Origin of the sequence: Pseudomonas sp. S37 (assembly GCF_016658545.1) — a bacterium.
In the GTDB taxonomy this organism is placed as follows: Bacteria; Pseudomonadota; Gammaproteobacteria; order Pseudomonadales; family Pseudomonadaceae; genus Aquipseudomonas.
The window spans coordinates 73892-92452 of the sequence record NZ_JACVZC010000002.1; the positions used below are offsets into that span (position 1 = coordinate 73892).

Annotated in this window: 17 protein-coding genes; 16 read left to right on the forward strand and 1 reads right to left on the reverse strand. The window is 61.6% G+C overall.

The genetic code is table 11. The features are described 5' to 3' along the window. Nucleotides 1-119: 119 nt before the first annotated feature. On the reverse strand, nt 120-1676 hold the full coding sequence (norR, locus tag IAE39_RS01010; protein ID WP_201198554.1) for a nitric oxide reductase transcriptional regulator NorR: 1557 nt from the start codon (nt 1674-1676) through the stop codon (nt 120-122). A 154-nt stretch (nt 1677-1830) separates the two neighbouring features. Here norR and hmpA point away from each other — a divergent pair, with 154 nt between their 5' ends. The 16 genes from hmpA to IAE39_RS01090 all read left to right on the forward strand — a co-directional run bounded on the left by hmpA (nt 1831) and on the right by IAE39_RS01090 (nt 18555). Further along, nucleotides 1831-3009: an NO-inducible flavohemoprotein gene (gene hmpA / locus IAE39_RS01015; RefSeq protein ID WP_201198555.1), complete on the forward strand. Its 1179-nt coding sequence runs from the start codon at nt 1831-1833 to the stop codon at nt 3007-3009. A gap of 460 nt (nt 3010-3469) precedes the next feature. Beyond that, on the forward strand, nt 3470-3976 hold the full coding sequence (locus IAE39_RS01020) for a disulfide bond formation protein B (protein WP_201198557.1): 507 nt from the start codon (nt 3470-3472) through the stop codon (nt 3974-3976). Between the two features lie 559 nt (nt 3977-4535). Beyond that, on the forward strand, nt 4536-5477 hold the full coding sequence (gene cyoA, locus IAE39_RS01025) for a ubiquinol oxidase subunit II (protein WP_201198559.1): 942 nt from the start codon (nt 4536-4538) through the stop codon (nt 5475-5477). A gap of 3 nt (nt 5478-5480) precedes the next feature. Next, entirely contained in the window at nt 5481-7499 is a 2019-nt protein-coding gene (gene cyoB / locus IAE39_RS01030; RefSeq protein ID WP_201198561.1) for a cytochrome o ubiquinol oxidase subunit I, read from the forward strand. Nucleotides 7500-7502: 3 nt separating this feature from the next. Then, on the forward strand, nt 7503-8129 hold the full coding sequence (gene cyoC, locus IAE39_RS01035) for a cytochrome o ubiquinol oxidase subunit III (RefSeq protein ID WP_029886722.1): 627 nt from the start codon (nt 7503-7505) through the stop codon (nt 8127-8129). Then, nucleotides 8129-8461, forward strand: coding sequence for a cytochrome o ubiquinol oxidase subunit IV (cyoD, locus tag IAE39_RS01040; protein WP_003248599.1), 333 nt, complete (start codon nt 8129-8131; stop codon nt 8459-8461). Before cyoC ends, cyoD begins: the two co-directional genes overlap by 1 nt. A gap of 11 nt (nt 8462-8472) precedes the next feature. Beyond that, nucleotides 8473-9360 (forward strand): heme o synthase, encoded by an 888-nt coding sequence (gene cyoE / locus IAE39_RS01045; protein ID WP_012270561.1) that lies wholly within the window; start codon nt 8473-8475, stop codon nt 9358-9360. A 336-nt stretch (nt 9361-9696) separates the two neighbouring features. Continuing rightward, nucleotides 9697-10905 (forward strand): alanine transaminase, encoded by a 1209-nt coding sequence (alaC, locus tag IAE39_RS01050; RefSeq protein ID WP_201198563.1) that lies wholly within the window; start codon nt 9697-9699, stop codon nt 10903-10905. A gap of 214 nt (nt 10906-11119) precedes the next feature. Further along, on the forward strand, nt 11120-12247 hold the full coding sequence (locus IAE39_RS01055) for a hypothetical protein (RefSeq protein ID WP_201198565.1): 1128 nt from the start codon (nt 11120-11122) through the stop codon (nt 12245-12247). A gap of 129 nt (nt 12248-12376) precedes the next feature. Further along, nucleotides 12377-12760: a YkgJ family cysteine cluster protein gene (locus IAE39_RS01060; RefSeq protein WP_201198567.1), complete on the forward strand. Its 384-nt coding sequence runs from the start codon at nt 12377-12379 to the stop codon at nt 12758-12760. A 430-nt stretch (nt 12761-13190) separates the two neighbouring features. Beyond that, the gene (locus tag IAE39_RS01065; RefSeq protein ID WP_201198816.1) at nt 13191-13412 is read left to right on the forward strand and encodes a hypothetical protein; all 222 of its coding nucleotides are present in this window, start codon (nt 13191-13193) and stop codon (nt 13410-13412) included. Then, the gene (locus IAE39_RS01070; RefSeq protein WP_201198569.1) at nt 13409-13660 is read left to right on the forward strand and encodes a DUF3077 domain-containing protein; all 252 of its coding nucleotides are present in this window, start codon (nt 13409-13411) and stop codon (nt 13658-13660) included. Before IAE39_RS01065 ends, IAE39_RS01070 begins: the two co-directional genes overlap by 4 nt. Before the next feature lie 177 nt (nt 13661-13837). After that, nucleotides 13838-14401 (forward strand): GNAT family N-acetyltransferase, encoded by a 564-nt coding sequence (locus IAE39_RS01075; protein WP_201198571.1) that lies wholly within the window; start codon nt 13838-13840, stop codon nt 14399-14401. 56 nt (nt 14402-14457) lie between these two features. Further along, nucleotides 14458-14985 carry a sigma-70 family RNA polymerase sigma factor gene (locus IAE39_RS01080; RefSeq protein ID WP_201198573.1) on the forward strand — a complete coding sequence of 176 codons (528 nt, stop codon included), beginning with the start codon at nt 14458-14460 and terminating at the stop codon, nt 14983-14985. Next, nucleotides 14982-15953, forward strand: coding sequence for a FecR domain-containing protein (locus IAE39_RS01085; RefSeq protein ID WP_201198575.1), 972 nt, complete (start codon nt 14982-14984; stop codon nt 15951-15953). Before IAE39_RS01080 ends, IAE39_RS01085 begins: the two co-directional genes overlap by 4 nt. Nucleotides 15954-16029: 76 nt before the next feature. Further along, complete coding sequence (locus tag IAE39_RS01090) at nt 16030-18555, forward strand: TonB-dependent siderophore receptor (RefSeq protein ID WP_201198577.1); 2526 nt, start codon at nt 16030-16032, stop codon at nt 18553-18555. Nucleotides 18556-18561: the final 6 nt, after the last annotated feature.

Consider the following 18561-nt stretch of genomic DNA (forward strand, 5'->3'; position numbering starts at 1 on the left):
GCAGGGGTGTTTCGCGCAGTCTCGACCAGGCAGTCGAGAATTGGGTGGTTAGGGAGATATAGCAGCCAGGCGGGAAGCAACCAGATGGCTTTCTGGGTTAATCCTTTTGTAGGTAGACCTCAGCGAAGCCCCAGCCGGCGGGCCAAACGGCTCAGATTTGCACGGTCCAGACCCAGCTCTCGCGCCGCTGCCGCCCAGTTGTCCTGATGCCGTTGCAGGCAGGCTTCGATCACCTGGCGCTGGTAGATATCGACGGCTTCGCGCAGGCCACCCTCGGGCAGCTTGGCCACCGGTGGCGGGGCTATGGGGGAGGGCAGGGCGCCGGTGCCTGGCGACGACACGCGCAGGTCCAGGTCGATGGCTTCCAGGGTGAGGATACGTGGCCGGTCGGGGTGCTGGCCCAGCGCCTTGAGCGCCGAGCGGCCGATCAGGTGTTCCAGTTCGCGCACGTTGCCCGGCCAGTCATAGGCCAACAGTGCGGCCTGGGCTTCACTGCTCAGGCGCAGGCTGTTCAGGCCCAGGCGCGAACGGTTCTGTTCGAGGAAGTAGCCAGCCAATAGCAGCACGTCGCGCCCACGTTCGCGCAACGGCGGTACATGCAGCGGGTACACGCTGAGGCGGTGATAAAAGTCGGCGCGGAAGTTGCCGTTGCGCACCTCTGCTGCCAGGTCACGGTTGGTGGCGGCGATCAGGCGCACGTCCACGCGGTGCTCACGGTCCGAACCCAGGCGCTGCAACTGGCCGCTCTGCAGCACGCGCAACAGCTTGGCCTGCACCGTCAGTGGCAGCTCGCCGACTTCGTCGAGGAACAGCGTGCCGCCGTTGGCCAACTCGAACTTGCCACGGCGTTCGCCATGCGCGCCGGTGAAGGCCCCGCGCACATGGCCGAACAGTTCGCTTTCCACCAGGGTATCGGGCAGGGCGGCGCAGTTGAGGCTGACCAGCGGCTTGTCGGCACGGCTGCTGGCCTGGTGCAGGGCCTGGGCTACCAGCTCCTTGCCGACACCGGTTTCGCCGGTGATCAGCACGGTCAGGTCACTGCCGCCGACCAGGCGGATTTCTTCCACCAGGCGTTTGTGCGCAGGGCTCTGACCAATCAGCTCTTTGTCCTGGCCGCTGGCCTGGCGGTAGATCTCGGCCCGGTGGTGTTCGTCTTCGGCGCGCAGGGCCAGGTGCTCGATGCGCTCGGCCACGGTCACGGTCGCGGCGGCCAGGCTGGCAAACGCCTGCAGGGCATCCAGCTCCATGCTCTGGAATTGCCCGGGGGTGAGGGCGTCGAGGGTGACCAGGCCCCAGGGGCGCTCATCGACCATCAGCGGGCAGCCCATGCAGTCATGCACTTCCAGGTCGGCATCCGGAGCGTTGACCAGGCCATCGTATGGGTCGGGCAATTCGGAGTCGCTGGCGAAACGGGTGGGCTCCGGGCGGCTGAGCAGAATCTGGAAGCGCGGGTGTTCGCTGACCCGGAAGCGCCGGCCGAGGGTATCGGGGCTCAGGCCATCCACAGCCAGCGGCACCAGCCATTCACCGTCCAGGCGCAACAGCGCGGCGGCGTCGCACGGCAGCAAGCCCCGCATGGCCTGCAACAGGCGGCGGTAGCGTTCCTGATCAGGCAAATCGCGGGACAGGTCGCTAACCAGCGGTAGCAAGGTGGTGAGCAGCGGCTTTGTGGTCATATGGACTCCTGTAAGTCGATTTGACTATACGCCGGGGTAGGTCGTTTTGACATGACCTGGGTCAACCCCCTGATTTTGCTGGCGATAAAAGTTGGCACGATTGCTGTAATAGCCAGGGCAGTCATTTGAAGCCACAGGCTCAGGAGTTGTTGCAATGCTCAATGCCGAACAACGTGCAATCATCAAGGCCACTGTCCCCCTGCTGGAAAGCGGCGGCGAAGCGCTGACCACCCACTTCTACAAGATGATGCTCAGCGAGTACCCAGAAGTACGCCCACTGTTCAACCAGGCCCACCAGGCCAGCGGCGACCAGCCACGTGCCCTGGCCAACGGCGTGTTGATGTATGCCCGCCACATCGACCAGCTGGAGCAGTTGGGCGGCTTGGTCGGGCAGATTATCAACAAGCACGTTGCCCTGCAGATTCTGCCAGAGCACTACCCGATCGTTGGCACCTGCCTGCTGCGCGCCATCGAGGAAGTGCTGGGCAAGGAAATCGCCACCCCTGCGGTCATCGAGGCCTGGGGGGCGGCCTATGGTCAGCTGGCCGACATCCTGATCGGTGCTGAAGAAGGTTTGTATAAACAGAAGGAAGAGGCCGAGGGTGGCTGGCGCGGGACGCGCGAGTTCCGGCTGGTGCGCCGCGAGCAGGAAAGCAGCGAAATCGTTTCGTTCTACTTTGCCCCGGTCGATGGCAAGCCGGTACTCAAGGCCGAGCCTGGCCAGTACATCGGCCTGAAGCTGGACATCGACGGTGCCGAGCAGCGCCGCAACTATTCGCTGTCGGCATTGTGCGACGGCAAGGAATACCGCATCAGCGTCAAGCGTGAAGAGGGCGGCAAGGTCTCGAACTACCTGCATGATGAACTGGTGGTGGGTGATACCCTGGAACTGTTCCCGCCAGCGGGTGACTTTACCCTGGCGGGCAGTGACAAGCCGCTGGTGCTGATCAGTGGTGGCGTGGGCATTACCCCGACCCTGGCGATGCTGCAGGCAGCACTGCAAACCCGGCGCGAGGTGCATTTCATTCACTGCGCGCGTAATGGTGCTGTGCATGCCTTCCGCGACTGGATCGATGGTTTGGCGGCGCGTCATCCGCAACTCAAGCGCTTTTATTGCTATGCCGAGCCGGAAGGTGGCGCTGCGGCCGATGCCGTGGGCCTGCTGAGCGAAGACCTGCTGGCCGAGTGGCTGCCGCGTGAGCGGGATGTGGATGCTTACTTCCTTGGGCCGAAGGGGTTCATGGCGGCGGTCAAGCGCCAGCTGAAGGGCCTGGGTGTGCCGGAGCAGCAGAGCCGTTACGAGTTCTTCGGGCCGGCGGCTGCCTTGGAGTGATGTAGCGCCTGTACTGGCCTCTTCGCGGGTAAACCCGCTCCCACAGGGACCGCACCACATTCAAAACCGGTGCAATACCTGTGGGAGCGGGTTTACCCGCGAAGAGGCCGGTACAAGCATAAGCAATCATCTCACCCACTGGGCCGCAGCACACCTTCCTGCCTATATATAAAGAAGGGACGAAAGCACCTGCGCAGCTTTCATCGTTAATCCTCCTTTAATCACGGTATCCTTCACTCCCGGGTGTCGAGGGGCTTGCCCCTGCGCGGCAGCCGGGCAGCCGCTTTTTTGCCGCCCGGCGTTGAACCGACGTCGTTGCGGCCGGTCTCAGCCACACCGGATAGCCCAGCGCAGCGCTATCTCGCCGCTTCCTCGGCACACTCACTGGCCTTGCCCCAACGTGTAGACTTGCGCCAAGGCAGGCGGACCACGCTGCCACTATCCATCGAAGGAACCGGTAATGAACGAACAAACATCGCGCCTGAATCGGGAACGGCGCTTTCTGGTGTTGCTGGGCCTGATCTGCATATCGCTGATCGGCGGCGCCCTTTACATGCAGGTGGTGCTGGGCGAGGCCCCTTGCCCGCTGTGCATCCTGCAGCGTTACGCGCTGCTGTTCATTGCCGTATTCGCCTTCCTTGCCGCCGCCATGCCGGGGCGCCGCAGCCTGACCTTCTTCGAAGCACTGGTGGTGCTCAGCGCCATTGGCGGAATCGTTGCGGCCGGCAACCATGTGTATATACTCGCCAACCCCATGGTCAGTTGCGGCATCGATACCCTGCAGCCGATCGTCGATGACCTGCCGCTGGCCAAGCTGTGGCCGCTGGCGTTCCAGGTCGATGGCTTCTGCAGCACGCCGTACCCGCCGATCCTCGGCTTGTCGTTGGCTCAATGGGCGCTTGTGGCGTTCGTGCTGACCGCCATCCTGGTTCCGCTCGGCATCTACCGCAACCGGCGCCAGGCTTAGACAAAAGTCCCGAATTGCATGGGGGCTTTTGCAGCGCATGTGAAGAGCGAAAAGTTGCCCTCCGCTTGATCCAGATCAACCACAAAGCCTTGTAGAATGCGGCTTTGAGGGCTAGCAAGCGGGGTGCGACAAACTGTCGCGAAGTTGAGTTTTTCAGTCCTATTGTTACGCATTCTGTAAAAGACTGTTGCTCAATAAGTCATAGTCAAGGGTTGGCGACCTCACTACAATCGCCCCCAATTTCCGTTCGGCACTGCTTGCGAGTCGCAGGATTGAAGGAAGCCCCAGCGCTCCTTTTTGCTGACTTCGTCAAGTTTCGCCCAACGGCGATACCGGGCGGACACCCCTCCGCGTTTTCCCGCACCAAATGGACTTGGTCTGAAGTACAGGCCTGTTGCCTACGAAACCATAAGCACCGCTAACACGCTTGAAGCCAAGGTCCTGCAGTCGGACCCCAGGCCGGAGCGAGTACGGGCGCGAAATGCCTCACTTGGCAGGACGAAGTGTTGGCTACCAAAACACAAATTGCATTGAAGCAAGCTGATCTAGAGGTCGTGAGATGAGTAAAAAGCGTTACCCCAGACTGTTTGGCATATTGCCCGTTTTAGGCATGCTTTTACTCAGTGGGTGCAACTGGACCCTGCTCGACCCGAAGGGCCAGGTCGGCATTGAGCAAAAGAACCTGATCCTGATCGCAACCGGCCTGATGCTGCTGGTGGTGATTCCCGTCATCATCATGACCCTGGCGTTCGCCTGGAAGTACCGTGCTTCCAACAAGGCAGCCACCTACACCCCTGACTGGTCGCACTCGACCAAGATCGAGGCCGCGGTGTGGATCATCCCGATCCTGATCATCATCGCCCTGGGTTACGTCACCTACAAGTCCACCCACAAGCTGGATCCTTACCGCCCGCTGGATTCGGACGTGAAGCCGATTCAGATCGACGTGGTCGCGCTGGACTGGAAGTGGCTGTTCATCTACCCGGAGCAGGGCATTGCCACGGTCAACAAGATCGTCTTCCCGGCTAACACCCCGGTCAACTTCCGCGTCACTTCCGACGCCGTGATGAACTCGTTCTTCATCCCGGGCTTGGGCGGCCAGATCTACGCCATGGCCGGCATGACCACCAAGCTGCACCTGATCGCCAACGAAAACGGCGAGTTCGACGGTATCAGCGCCAACTACAGCGGTGCTGGCTTCACCGGCATGAAATTCAAGGCTACTGCTACCTCCCAGGAAGACTTCGACAAGTGGGTCGCCGAGGTCAAGCAGTCGCCGAAGAAGCTGGACAAGGCCGAATACGACGCCTTGGCCAAACCAAGCGAAAACAACCCAGTCGCGCTGTATAGCGAGGCCTCGCCAGAGCAGTTCCAGCTGATCGTCGACAAGTACGAAGGCATGAACCGCGGTCGTAGCCACGAAGAAGCAGGCAGCAAAGATCTGGCCACAACCAAGGGTGTGGAATCGAGTATGCAACCAGCTGCCGGTGCAGAGGAGTAAGAGATGTTCGGTAAACTAAGCCTGGAGGCGATACCCTATCACGAGCCGATAGTCATGGTGACGCTTGCCATGATCGCGCTCGGCGGTATCGCTGTCGTCGGTCTTATCACCTATTTCCGCAAGTGGACCTACTTGTGGAGCGAGTGGCTGACTACGGTCGACCACAAAAAGATCGGCGTGATGTACATCATCGTCGCGATGGTCATGCTGCTGCGCGGCTTTGCCGACGCCATCATGATGCGTACCCAGCTGGCTGCCGCAACCGGTGGCTCCGAAGGCTACCTGCCGCCTGAACACTATGACCAGATCTTCACCGCCCACGGTGTGATCATGATCATCTTCATGGCGATGCCGTTCTTCACCGGCCTGATGAACCTGGCGGTTCCTCTGCAGATCGGTGCACGTGACGTTGCCTTCCCGTTCCTGAACTCCCTGAGCTTCTACCTGCTGCTGGCAGGCGTGCTGCTGGTCAACATCTCGCTGGGCGTTGGTGAATTCGCCAAGACCGGCTGGGTTGCCTATCCGCCCCTCGCGGGCATTCAGTACAGCCCTGGGGTGGGTGTCGACTACTACATCTGGGCGCTACAGCTATCCGGCCTGGGTACGACACTTACCGGCGTGAACTTCCTCGTCACCGTGATGAAGATGCGCGCACCTGGCATGAAGCTGATGGACATGCCGATCTTCACCTGGACCTGCACCTGGGCCAACGTACTGATCGTTGCTTCGTTCCCGATCCTGACTGCTGCACTCGCGCTGCTGACTGTTGACCGTTATCTGGACTTCCACATTTTCACCAACGAGCTTGGTGGGAACCCGATGATGTACGTCAACCTGTTCTGGGCGTGGGGTCACCCTGAGGTTTACATCCTGATTCTGCCGGCCTTCGGTGTGTTCTCGGAAGTGACTTCGACGTTCTCCGGCAAACGCCTGTTCGGCCACCACTCGATGATCTACGCATCGGGCGCGATCGCCATTCTCGGCTTTGCAGTATGGCTGCACCACTTCTTCACCATGGGTGCCGGCGCCAGCGTCAACACCTTCTTCGGCCTGGCGACGATGCTGATCTCCATCCCGACCGGTGTGAAGCTGTTCAACTGGCTGTTCACCATGTACCAAGGCCGTGTGCGCTTCACCGCACCGATGCTCTGGACCCTGGGCTTCATGGTCACCTTCTCCATCGGTGGCATGACCGGCGTACTGCTGGCCGTTCCGGGTGCTGACTTCGTCCTGCACAACAGCCTGTTCGTAATTGCGCACTTCCACAACGTGATCATCGGTGGCGCGGTATTCGGCTACATCGCCGGTTTCGCCTTCTGGTTCCCGAAAGCCTTCGGCTTCACCCTGAACGAGAAGTGGGGCAAAGCTGCCTTCTGGTTCTGGCTGTCGGGCTTCTACGTTGCGTTCATGCCGCTGTACGCCCTGGGCTTCATGGGCATGACCCGTCGTCTGAACCACTCCGACAACCCACTGTGGGAACCCTACCTGTACGTAGCCGTTGTTGGCGCCGTGCTGATCCTGTTCGGTATCGCTTGCCAGCTGATCCAGATCTTCGTTTCGGTCCGCGACCGCAACCAGAACCTGGACGTGACCGGCGACCCATGGGGCGGCCGTACCCTGGAATGGTCGACTTCTTCGCCACCTCCGTTCTACAACTTCGCTCACATGCCTGAGAAAGTTGGCCTGGACTGCTGGCACGAAGCCAAGGAAGCAGGCGTTGCGTACAAGGCCCCGGCCAAGTACGAAGCCATCCACATGCCGAGCAACACTGCTACCGGTCTGTTCATGGGCCTGTTCCTGACCGTGTTCGGCTTCGCCTTCATCTGGCACATCTGGTGGCTGGTGGGCGCGAGCCTGTTGGCAACCATCGCAGTCTTCGTTCGCCACGCTGCACGTGACGACCAGGGCTACATGGTTCCGGCCGAAGAAGTGGCGCGCATCGAAGGCGAGCGTATGAAAGCGCTGGCCGCAGCAGGTGCTCTGCCTGCCGGCGCACGTGTCGAATCGTTTGAACGGGTGTAATCAATGTCCAGTCAAGTAATGCACGGCGGCGCTGCTCATGGTCACGACCATGGGCATGACGACCACCACCACGACTCGGGCCAGATGACCGTACTGGGCTTCTGGCTGTACCTGATGACCGACTGCATCCTGTTTGCGTCGCTCTTCGCCACCTACGCGGTGCTGTCCGGCAGTTTTGCCGGCGGCCCGTCGGGTCACGACATCTTCCAGCTCGATTTCGTAGCTGTTGAAACGCTGTTCCTGTTGCTGTCCTCGATCACCTTCGGCTTCGCCATGCTGAAGATGTTCGACGGCAAGAAAGCAGGCGTACTGGGCTGGTTGGCTGTGACCTTCCTGTTCGGTGCAGGCTTCATCGCGATGGAAATCTATGAATTCCATCACCTGATCGGCGAGGGCTTCGGCCCGCAGCGCAGTGGCTTCCTGTCGGGCTTCTTCGCCCTGGTAGGTACCCACGGCCTGCACGTGACTGCTGGTCTGATCTGGATGGCAATCATGATGTACCAGATCAACAAGCACGGCATCACGCCGACCGCCAAGACCCGCATGAGCTGCCTGAGCCTGTTCTGGCACTTCCTGGACGTGGTCTGGATCTGCGTATTCACCGTCGTTTACCTGCTGGGAGTTCTGTAATGGCTAACGCACACGACACTCATCACGAAGGTAATCACGGCAGCGTCAAGTCGTACATGATCGGTTTTGTACTGTCGATCATCCTGACCGCGATCCCGTTCGGCCTGGCCATGACTGCCAGCCTGCCGAAGAACCTGACCGTTCTGATCATTGTTGCCATGGCCGTGATCCAGGTAGTTGTCCACCTGGTCTACTTCCTGCACATGGACCGCTCGAAAGAGCAACGCAACAACGTATCGACGTTCCTGTTCACCACCTTGGTGATCGCTCTGCTTGTCGGCCTGTCGCTGTGGATCATGTTCAGCATCCACTTCGAAATGTTGGCCAAGTGAGGTAAGACTGCATGTCCGTTAAGCACTTTATCCAAATCACCAAACCGGGGATCATTTTCGGTAACGTGCTTTCCGTGGCAGGCGGTTTCTTCCTTGCCTCGAAGGGCCATGTGGATTTCGCCCTGTTCCTGGCGGTGGTGATCGGTACTTCGCTGGTGGTTGCGTCCGGATGCGTGTTCAACAACTGCATCGACCGTGACATCGACCACAAGATGGAGCGCACCAAGAACCGCGTCATGGTGCAGGGCGGCATGTCGCTGCCCCTCGCGCTGATCTACGCCACCCTGCTCGGGGTGGCGGGTTTCAGCCTGCTGTATGTCCAGGCCAACCCGCTGTCGGCGTTCTGCGCGCTGATTGGCTTCATTGTCTACGTCGGTTTCTACAGCCTGTGGCTGAAGCGTAAATCGGTGCACGGCACCTTGGTCGGCAGCCTGTCCGGTGCCATGCCTCCGGTGATCGGCTACTGCGCCGTCAGCAACAGCTTCGACCTGGCTGCAGTGACCCTGCTGGTGATGTTCAGCCTGTGGCAGATGCCGCACAGCTTTGCCATCGCCATCTTCCGCTTCAAGGATTACAGCGCTGCCAACATTCCGGTCCTGCCGGTGGCACGTGGTGTGCTTGCGGCGAAGAAGCAGATCGTGCTGTACGTACTGGCCTTCGTGCTCGCCACCTTGATGCTTACCCTCGGCGGTTACGCCGGCCTCGGCTACTTGGCCGTGGCAGCTGCCATGGGCCTGTACTGGCTGTACATGGCCTGGGGTGGCTACAAGGCCGAGGACGACAGCAAGTGGGCCCGCAAGGTGTTCGGCTTCTCCATCCTCACCGTCACTGCCCTGAGCGTGATGATGGGTGTGGACAGCCAGACCGCTGCGGACGTGCTGATGACCTACGCACGCTGAAATAGCTGCCTGTTTCACGAAAACCCCGGCCATTGTGTCGGGGTTTTTTTATGGGTGTTTTCCTGTGCCGGCCTCTTCGCGGGTGAACCCGCTCCCACAGGTACAGCGCAACCCTCGAAACCTGTGGAGGTTCCTGTGGGAGCGGGTTCACCCGCGAAGAAGCCAAGCCTGAAAATATAAATCCCTGATTTTCAAAAAATACATCTGAAAAATTCTAACAAAACAGGAAATTGTCCTTTACAGGCATCCTGTTTCAGCACTATCTTCTGATCCAGGCCGCCACATCGGCCAACGTCGCTCGGACGGTTCCGGGCGCTTACGTACTCAGAGGAAGCCATGGCCAACCCAGGTTCGCCGCGCCGCTTTGCGCGCATCGATCGTCTCCCCCCTTACGTCTTCAACATCACTGCCGAGCTCAAGATGGCTGCCCGCCGCCGTGGCGAGGACATCATCGACCTGAGCATGGGCAACCCCGACGGCGCCACCCCGCCGCACATCGTCGAGAAGCTGGTGCAGGTCGCCCAGCGTGAAGACACCCACGGCTATTCCACCTCGCGCGGCATCCCGCGCCTGCGCCGGGCCATTTCCAACTGGTACAAGGAACGCTACGAGGTCGACATCGACCCGGAAAGCGAAGCCATCGTTACCATCGGCTCCAAAGAAGGCCTGGCCCACCTGATGCTGGCCACCCTCGACCAGGGCGACACGGTGCTGGTGCCCAACCCTAGCTACCCGATCCATATCTACGGTGCGGTGATTGCCGGCGCCCAGGTGCGTTCCGTGCCGCTGGTGCCGGGTGTGGACTTCTTCAACGAGCTTGAGCGGGCCATTCGCGAATCGATCCCCAAGCCGAAGATGATGATCCTCGGCTTCCCGTCCAACCCTACCGCGCAGTGCGTGGAGCTGGACTTCTTCGAGCGGGTGGTGGCGCTGGCCAAGCAGTACGGCGTGCTGGTGATTCACGACCTGGCCTATGCCGACATCGTCTACGACGGCTGGAAAGCCCCGTCGATCATGCAGGTGCCAGGCGCCAAGGATATTGCGGTGGAGTTCTTCACCCTGTCCAAGAGCTACAACATGGCGGGCTGGCGGATCGGCTTCATGGTCGGTAATCCCGAGCTGGTCAGCGCGCTGGCGCGGATCAAGAGCTACCACGACTACGGCACCTTCACCCCGCTGCAGGTGGCTGCGATTGCTGCGCTGGAAGGCGACCAGCAGTGCGTGCGCGACATTGCCGAGCAATATCGCCAGCGCCGCAACCTGTTGGTGAAGGGCCTGCACGAGCTTGGCTGGATGGTCGAGAACCCCAAGGCATCGATGTACGTGTGGGCGAAGATTCCGCCGGAGTATGCACACCTGGGCTCGCTGGAGTTCTCCAAGAAGCTGCTGGCCGAGGCCAAGGTGTGCGTGTCGCCGGGGATTGGTTTTGGTGACTATGGTGATGACCATGTGCGCTTTGCCCTGATCGAGAACCAGGACCGTATCCGCCAGGCGATTCGCGGCATTCGGCAGATGTTCCGGGCTGACGGCCTGGCCCGCAAGTAAGGCCATGGGGGCCGCTTTGCGACCCATCGCGACACAAGGCCGCTCCTACAAGGGACCGCGTCAGTGCATGTTACGCGGTCCCTTGTAGGAGCGGCCTTGTGTCGCGATGGGCTGCAAAGCAGCCCCCGACGGATTCAAAGGCTACATTTCCGTCTGCATTCCACCTAAAAGCCAACCTACCTTCAGCACTCATTTCTCACCAAAGATATCCCCCATGAGTGTCTTCACCGCCTACTTCTGCGGCACCGGCTCGCACCGCTTCGACGACGCCAACCCCAACTTCTGGAATGGCGAACTGGTCTCGACCCTGGCCAGCAACGACCAAGGCCGCGAATTCGCCCACTGGATCGCCGTCGACGGCCCCGGCAGCGGCAACCTGCAGGATGACAACCTGTTCGTCGAACCCGGCGGCTATTTCAACTGGACCGGCCAACTGTTTGGCCGCGGTTGGGAAGAAAACGTCAACCATGTGCTGCAGGTGATCAAGGGCGAAAGCAGCTGGCAGCGCACCAAGCTGAGCGAGGAGGAGTACCAGCGGCTGAAAGATGCTGGAGTGCCCATCCCGGACGCCTCTTCAACCGCCTCCTGGTTCTGGCGCACCTATGACTACGGCGATCGCCACCCAACGCCGCAGGAGCTGCAGGAGCGCATCATCAGCATGTTCCGCAAGCCGCGCCTGCCCACCCAGGTCAACCTGGTGGGCTGGAGCAGGGGAGGGATCAGTTGCCACATGCTGGCCAATGCCATGGCTCAAGACCCGGTATTGCGGGACATACCGGTGAACATCTTTGCCATTGACCCGGTACCAGGGGTGGGCAATGTGCAAAGCGAACGTGTCACGTTGGCTGATAACGTCAAGGAATACGTTGGCTTCTACTCGCGCGATGAGCGTTCCAAAGGGTTTGCCTGCGTAATCCCCGCCGTCGCGCAACAGACGCGGATATGCGTGTATCCCATGCCGGGCCGGCATGCCACGCTGGTGGGCAATGCTTCGGCGGATGGCGCCGGTGAGGGAAAGGTGTTGGCGGAACCAGGGTTGATCGTTCGCCATTTTGCCGAAGTGTGCCTGGCGCGCTGGGGCGTACAGCTGAACAAGCGGCTGGCCCTGGGTGACGGCCAGTTGATGAAGTATCACCAACTCATGGCGGCGGCTGACAAGCAGTATCAGGCCATGCGCAGTGAGTCCTACACCGTACTCACCGAGGGTGAAAAGCACGATCGGCTGGTGCACTGTGGCGAAGCCCGTACGCACTTCAGCAAGGTGCAGGGCAATGACTACGACCCGAGCGCGGGCCTTGCTTTGCAGCGTTGGGATGCCTCTACTTACAACGCGATCTGCTAGCCATGGCAGGAGGCCGGATCAGCGGCGATTTTTTTTGCATTGCCCCTCTATCCAGCCGCCCCTGCTTGGATTAAAAATGGCGCCGCGGGCTCAGCCCCGATAACAACAACCTTTCCCCTCCGTGGCATCATGTCTGAATATAACCCTTGCCTTGACTGCGGCGCCTGCTGCGGGTACTTCCGTGTGTCCTTCTTCTGGGGCGAATGCCAGTCTGCCGGGGGCGTTGTGCCGGACGACCTGGTGGTACAGATCAACCCCACCCGCGTTGCCATGATCGGCACCGATGCCAAGCCCTGCCGCTGTGTCAGCCTTGAGGGCGAGATCGGCAAAGAGGTGGCTTGTACCATTTATGCCAACCGTTCCAGCCCGTGCCGCGAGTTTGATGCCTCGTGGGAGGGTGGGGTGCATAACCCCAGCTGTGATGATGCGCGGGCGGCGTATGGGCTGCCACCGCTGACGCCGCCTGGGGCTAATGAGCCGCATTGGCCGGATGATGGGGCTGAGGTGGCCTGAGGCATTTTTGCTCGCCTGCACTGGCCCTTTCGCGGGTGAACCCGCTCCCACAGGTACCGCACCAGTTTGAACATTGTGGGATCACTGTGGGAGCGGGTTCACCCGCGAAAGGGCCATCAGCTGTAAGAAGATTCTGAACCTGAAACCAAATGCTTCAGGTTGCCAGGGATTAGGAATTATCCTACGACCTCAGTCGGATGGCGTCTGATAGGCAAGTAGGAACCTCAGAGATAACGTTTCAGCGTCGCCACAATTGGCGACCGGGTGTGAGAAGCCCGGTTTATGAGGAGGCTTGCCAGCTATGGCAGCCGTGCGCGCGCAGACTTCGGTCTGGCCGTGGTACCTCAACGGTCTTCTCACCTCGCGTACGGCTGCCACCTAATCTGTGAGAAGGATAAGTGTGGTTGCCTCTAAACATTTTGAGGTGACTATGAAACAGCTTCTACCTGATCCACCCATTACCGAACTTACCTACCAAGCCGCCAAGTCCCAAGCCACCCAGGTCATGGACAACCTCTCCGGCACCATCCTCCAATACCTCGACGCCGAAGCTCCAGCCCTGCGCTCCAGCCTGCTGGAAGCGATGTCAGCCCAAACCGACCTGCTACAAGCCCTGCTGGCCCACATGAAAGCGCAGGAGGCCAAGGCATGAGCGACCCCCTGAAATCCCGCACCACCGCTGGCGTGGAGAAATTCCTCGAGCTGTACCGGGTAGAGCCGGGCGTGCCACTCGACCTGGCGTTCGATGAATTGTCGGTGCTGATCGGCTGTATCAAGCACCTGAATGAAGAGGCCGAGATGGAAGGCGACAAGATTGCCGGCAGTGCGGCGCGGATTCTGAGCGCCATGGCCAAGGCGCTGATCAATGATATGGAAGTGGGTTTGAACCGCGGCGCCTGATCGATTTTTGGGGCCGCTTTGCGGCCCATCGCGACACAAGGCCGCTCCTACAGGAGTACGCGATCCCCTGTAGGAGCGGCCTTGTGTCGCGATGGGCTGCAAAGCAGCCCCGGGATGCCGGAACCATGCACATGAAGTTAAACTGTCATCTCCCCAGCAATGGACAGGAGATCCGGCGTGACCCCACCCCGCAGTTTCCCCAGTGACCTCTGCCTCGACAGCCCGCGCCTGCACTTGCGTCCCATGCGCCATGCCGATGCTGCGCAATGGCTGGCGATCATGGCCGACCCAGAGGTCATGCGTTATTGGCACCATGCACCCTGGCAAGACCTGGCCGAGGCCGAAAGCGCCCTGGCCGCCGACCGCGAAGCCTATGCCAATGGCGACCAGCTCAAGCTCGGCATGTACCGCCGCGACAACGGCGAGCTGATCGGTATGGTCCAGTTGTTCAACATCGACGACATGTCCCGCCGCGGCGAAATCGGCTACTGCCTGGCCAGCGCTGTGCAGGGCAGGGGCTACATGGATGAAGCGCTCACCTGCTTCATCGACTACCTCGCCCACACCCTGCACATGCGCCGCCTGGAAGGCGAAATCGACCCGCGTAACCAAGGCTCGGCACGTACCCTGGAGCGCCAGGGCTTTGTGCTCGAAGGCACCCTGCGGGCACGCTGGTGCGTGGCCGGTGAGCTGTCCGACTCGGGCATCTATGGCCTGTTGCTGGAACCACCTGTTGCATAGTATTACGGCGAATAGCTACTATTCGGGAACAATTCTCACTTGTGTCCCGGTGCCCCATGCCCGTAGCCGACTCACCGAGCCAGTACCCGCTTGAACAGCTGTACAGCGAGCACCACGGCTGGCTGTTCAGCTGGCTACGCCGCAAGCTGCGCTGCTCGCACAGCGCAGCCGACCTGGCCCAGGACACCTTTGTGCGCATCCTGGCCTCGCGTGATGCCTTGCTGGGCATGCGCGAGCCACGCGCCTACCTCAGCACCACGGCGCGGCGCCTGCTGATCGACCGGGTGCGCCGGCAACAGATCGAAGCGGCCTACCTCAGTGAACTGGCCCTGGCCGCCGAGGCGCTGGAAGGGCACCAGTCCCCCGAGAGCATTCTCATCACCCTGGAAGCACTGGAGCAGATCGCGTTCCTGCTCGAAGGCCTGCATGTAAATGCACGCGAAGCTTTCGTCGGTTATTACCTCGACGACCTGACCCAGCCGCAGATCGCCGAACGCCTGCAGATTTCCCCGCGCATGGTGCGCAAGTACCTGGCCCAGGCCCTGATCCATTGCCACCGTACGCTGGACATCGCTGCACCGTGAACCCGTCGCGTATCGAACAGGAAGCCGCCGAATGGGCCCTGAGCCTGGGCGAGGGTGAACTTGATGCCGACGAGGCGCGGGAGTTCGATGCCTGGCTGCAGGCCGACCCGCGCCACGGTGCCACCTTGCGCCGCATGCAAGGGGTGATCAGCCAGATGCAGGCGCTGCGCCAGCAACGCGGGCCGGTGGGCGCCGGTTTGCGCGCCGCCATGCAGGCCCCGGTGCCACGCTCGGCTGCACGGCGCACGCTGCTTGGCCTGGCCTTGGCGGCTTCGTTACTTGGCGCCTTGCCGTTTGCCGGGGTCTCGCCGCAGCACTGGCTGGCCGACCTGCACACGGCGCCGGCCGAGTGGCACAGCGAAACCCTGGAAGACGGCTCGCAGCTGACCTTGGCGGGCAACTCTGCCGTGGATGTCGAGTTCAGTGCCGGTGAGCGGCGCATCCGCCTGCTGCAGGGCCAGGTGCTGGTGGATGTCAGCCACGACCCGGCGCGGCCGTTCGTGGTGCAGACCGACGAGGGCAGCTTCAAGGCCCTGGGTACGCGCTTTGTGGTCAGCCAAGGGCACGCCCGCAGTGAACTGACCATGCTTGAGTCCCGTGTGGAGGCGCGCAGCGCCGTGTCTGGCGATCATCTGGTCGCCGGGCGTGGCGAGCGGGCCTGGGTGGCGCGCGACGGGCTTGGCCAACTGCCGGCCATTGACCCGGCGCGGGTCGACCAGGCCTGGCAGCATCACCAGCTGGTGGCCGATGGCGTGCCGCTCGACCAGGTGCTCGATGCCTTGGCCGAGCAACGCCGTGGCGTGCTGCGTTTCGACCGCCAGGCGATGCAGGCGATCAAGGTATCGGCAGTGCTGCCGCTGGATGACAGCGAACGCGCCTTGCGCCTGTTGGCCGAGGCGTTGCCGATTCGTATCGGCGGCGTTGGCCGCTGGTGGACCACGGTCGAGCCCGTTTCACGAGAAAATTGAACAAGGTGGTTCCGCTTCTGCGCAGTGGCCCGTCAAACAAGAGGCCAACCGATCAAGAACAAGGAGCCGATCCACCATGCGCCGATTCCCTGGCCACCCCGTCCTCAGCCCGCTAGCCCTGGCCTTGCGCCTGTCCTGTGCCGGGCTGGCCCTATCCGTTGCGGCCCTGCCGGCCGTGGCCGAGGAAGCCGCCCGCCGTAGCTTCGAGGTGCCCGCCGGCAACCTGGCCCAGGCGCTTGGCAGCTATGCCCAGCAAGCCGGCGTGTCGCTGGCGTTCACCCCGCAGATGCTGGCTGGCCTGCAAAGCAACGGCCTGCACGGCCTGTACTCGGTGGACAGCGGTTTTGCCGTGCTGCTGGCCGGCAGTGGCTACCGAGTGGAGCGTAGCGACAATGGCTACCGGCTGGTGGCCGAGCCGCAGGCGGCCGTGAGCGGTGACGCGCTGGAGCTGGGCGTGACCACGGTAGCCGGGCAGGGTATGGGTGAGAGTACTGAAAACACCGGTTCCTATGCCCCGGGCCTGCTCAGCGTCGGCTCCAAGACCCCGACCAGCCTTCGCCAGACGCCGCAGTCGGTGTCCACCGTGACCCGCCAGTTGATCGAAGACCAGCAACTCACCGACATCAACCAGGCGATGAAAGTGACGCCCGGCATCGTCACCCAGAGCACCACCTTCCGTACCCAGGACTTTCTCTCGCGCGGCTTCAGCATCCAGAACCTGCAGATCGACGGCGCCGCGCCCCAGGCATTGGGTACCGCCATGGGTTCGTTCTACTCGTCGAACATCTTCGAACTGGCCGAGTTCGACCATATCGAGGTGCTGCGCGGTACCGCTGCGCTGTACGGTGGTTCGGGCGACCCGGGCGGCATCATCAACATGGTGCGCAAGCGGCCCACTTCTTTTAACCAGCTGAAACTGACCCTGTCGGCCGGCAGCTGGGACAACTACCGCCAGGAGTTCGACCTGTCCGGCCCGCTGGGCTGGGATGGCCGCCTGCGCGGGCGGCTGGTGATGTCCAACACCGATCGCCAGTACTTCACCGACAACCGCGCCACCGAGCGGCCACTGGTGTATGGCGTGCTGGAGGCGGACGTTACCGACGACACCATGCTCACCTTCGGTGCCCGCTACAACAAGTCCCACGAAACCGGCAGCAACAGCTCGGTGCCTCGTTACAGCGACGGTGCTGACCTGAACCTGCCGCGACACACCGGCCTGACGCAGAAATGGGCCTATGTCGATGCCACCGCGCGTGAGTATTTCGCCAAGGTCGACCACCGCTTCAACGACGACTGGAAGCTCAACGTCAGCTACACCAACACCTGGGACCTCGGGCTGTTCAAGACCGCCACTACCCTGAACGCGGTTGACCCGGTAACCAACACCGGCGCGACCTGGTACGGCACCTCGACCCGCCAGGAGAACGAGCAGCACCTGTATGACGCTAACGTCTCCGGCCACTTCCAGGCCTTTGGCCTGGACCATGAAGTGGTCTTCGGTGCCGACTACCAGAAGATCGACAGCCGCTGGCTGGGGACCGCACCCTTCGCCGCATCGGGCGCGCCGGCCAACCTGTTCGACCCCGACAGCACGCCGTTCGGCGACCCGGGCAACGGGCGTGACTACAAGCGCGACTACAGCCCCAACTCGCAGCGCCAGTACGGCCTGTACGGCAGCCTGCGCCTGCAGCTGGCCGAGCCGCTGCACCTGATAGTCGGCGCGCGGGCGCAGCGCTTCCACTTCTGGCAGACCTATACCAACAACCTGACGACGCCGGCCAGCATCTCCAGCCCAGAGCAACGTATCGGCACCAAGGTCACGCCGTTCGGCGGCCTGGTCTACGACCTGGATGATCAATGGTCGGCCTATGCCAGCTACTCGGAAATCTACAAACCGCAGTCCAGCAGGATCAGCGGCCCTGCCGAAACCGGCACGGCGCTGGAGCCCATGACCGGCAAAACCTACGAAACCGGCCTCAAGGGCGAGCTGTTCAACGGCGCGCTCAATGCCAGCGTGGCGCTGTACTACACCACCCGCGAAAACGAGGCAGTGCAGGACCCGAACTTCCCGGCGACCAGTGCCGGCTTCTCCGGTAGCTGCTGCTACGTGTCCAACGGCAAGGTAGTGAGCAAGGGCATCGACATGGAGCTGTCCGGCGAGCTGCTGCCGGACTGGATGCTGGTGGGGGGCTACACCTTCAACCTCAACCGCAACCGCAGTGCCGATACGCCGCTGAGTACGGTGATGCCAAAGCATTTGTTCAAGCTGTACAGCACCTACCGCCTGCCGGGCATCTTTAGCGACTTCAAGGTCGGCGGCGGCGTGCAGGTGCAAAGCGCTACCTACGCGTCCGGCTTGGTCAACCGCTACGACAGCAATGGCGGGCTGGTGCAGCAGAACGTGCCCTTTGATTTTGACCAGGGCGGCTATGCAATCTGGAATGCATTGGTCGAATACCGCGTCGATGACCACTGGAACGTCACGCTCAACGGCAACAATCTGTTCGACAAGAAGTACTACGAAACCGTGGGGACTTCGACCTATGGCAACTACTATGGCGAACCCCGCAACTTCATGGTGACCCTGCGCGGCACCTACTGAGGCGCT

Excerpts from the sequence above, each read along its gene's own strand:
- norR (WP_201198554.1), bottom strand. The coding sequence starts at position 1,676 with ATGACCACAAAGCCGCTGCTCACCACCTTGCTACCGCTGGTTAGCGAC.
- hmpA (WP_201198555.1), top strand. The coding sequence starts at position 1,831 with ATGCTCAATGCCGAACAACGTGCAATCATCAAGGCCACTGTCCCCCTG.
- IAE39_RS01020 (WP_201198557.1), top strand. The coding sequence starts at position 3,470 with ATGAACGAACAAACATCGCGCCTGAATCGGGAACGGCGCTTTCTGGTG.
- cyoA (WP_201198559.1), top strand. The coding sequence starts at position 4,536 with ATGAGTAAAAAGCGTTACCCCAGACTGTTTGGCATATTGCCCGTTTTA.
- cyoB (WP_201198561.1), top strand. The coding sequence starts at position 5,481 with ATGTTCGGTAAACTAAGCCTGGAGGCGATACCCTATCACGAGCCGATA.
- cyoC (WP_029886722.1), top strand. The coding sequence starts at position 7,503 with ATGTCCAGTCAAGTAATGCACGGCGGCGCTGCTCATGGTCACGACCAT.
- cyoD (WP_003248599.1), top strand. The coding sequence starts at position 8,129 with ATGGCTAACGCACACGACACTCATCACGAAGGTAATCACGGCAGCGTC.
- cyoE (WP_012270561.1), top strand. The coding sequence starts at position 8,473 with ATGTCCGTTAAGCACTTTATCCAAATCACCAAACCGGGGATCATTTTC.
- alaC (WP_201198563.1), top strand. The coding sequence starts at position 9,697 with ATGGCCAACCCAGGTTCGCCGCGCCGCTTTGCGCGCATCGATCGTCTC.
- IAE39_RS01055 (WP_201198565.1), top strand. The coding sequence starts at position 11,120 with ATGAGTGTCTTCACCGCCTACTTCTGCGGCACCGGCTCGCACCGCTTC.
- IAE39_RS01060 (WP_201198567.1), top strand. The coding sequence starts at position 12,377 with ATGTCTGAATATAACCCTTGCCTTGACTGCGGCGCCTGCTGCGGGTAC.
- IAE39_RS01065 (WP_201198816.1), top strand. The coding sequence starts at position 13,191 with ATGAAACAGCTTCTACCTGATCCACCCATTACCGAACTTACCTACCAA.
- IAE39_RS01070 (WP_201198569.1), top strand. The coding sequence starts at position 13,409 with ATGAGCGACCCCCTGAAATCCCGCACCACCGCTGGCGTGGAGAAATTC.
- IAE39_RS01080 (WP_201198573.1), top strand. The coding sequence starts at position 14,458 with ATGCCCGTAGCCGACTCACCGAGCCAGTACCCGCTTGAACAGCTGTAC.
- IAE39_RS01090 (WP_201198577.1), top strand. The coding sequence starts at position 16,030 with ATGCGCCGATTCCCTGGCCACCCCGTCCTCAGCCCGCTAGCCCTGGCC.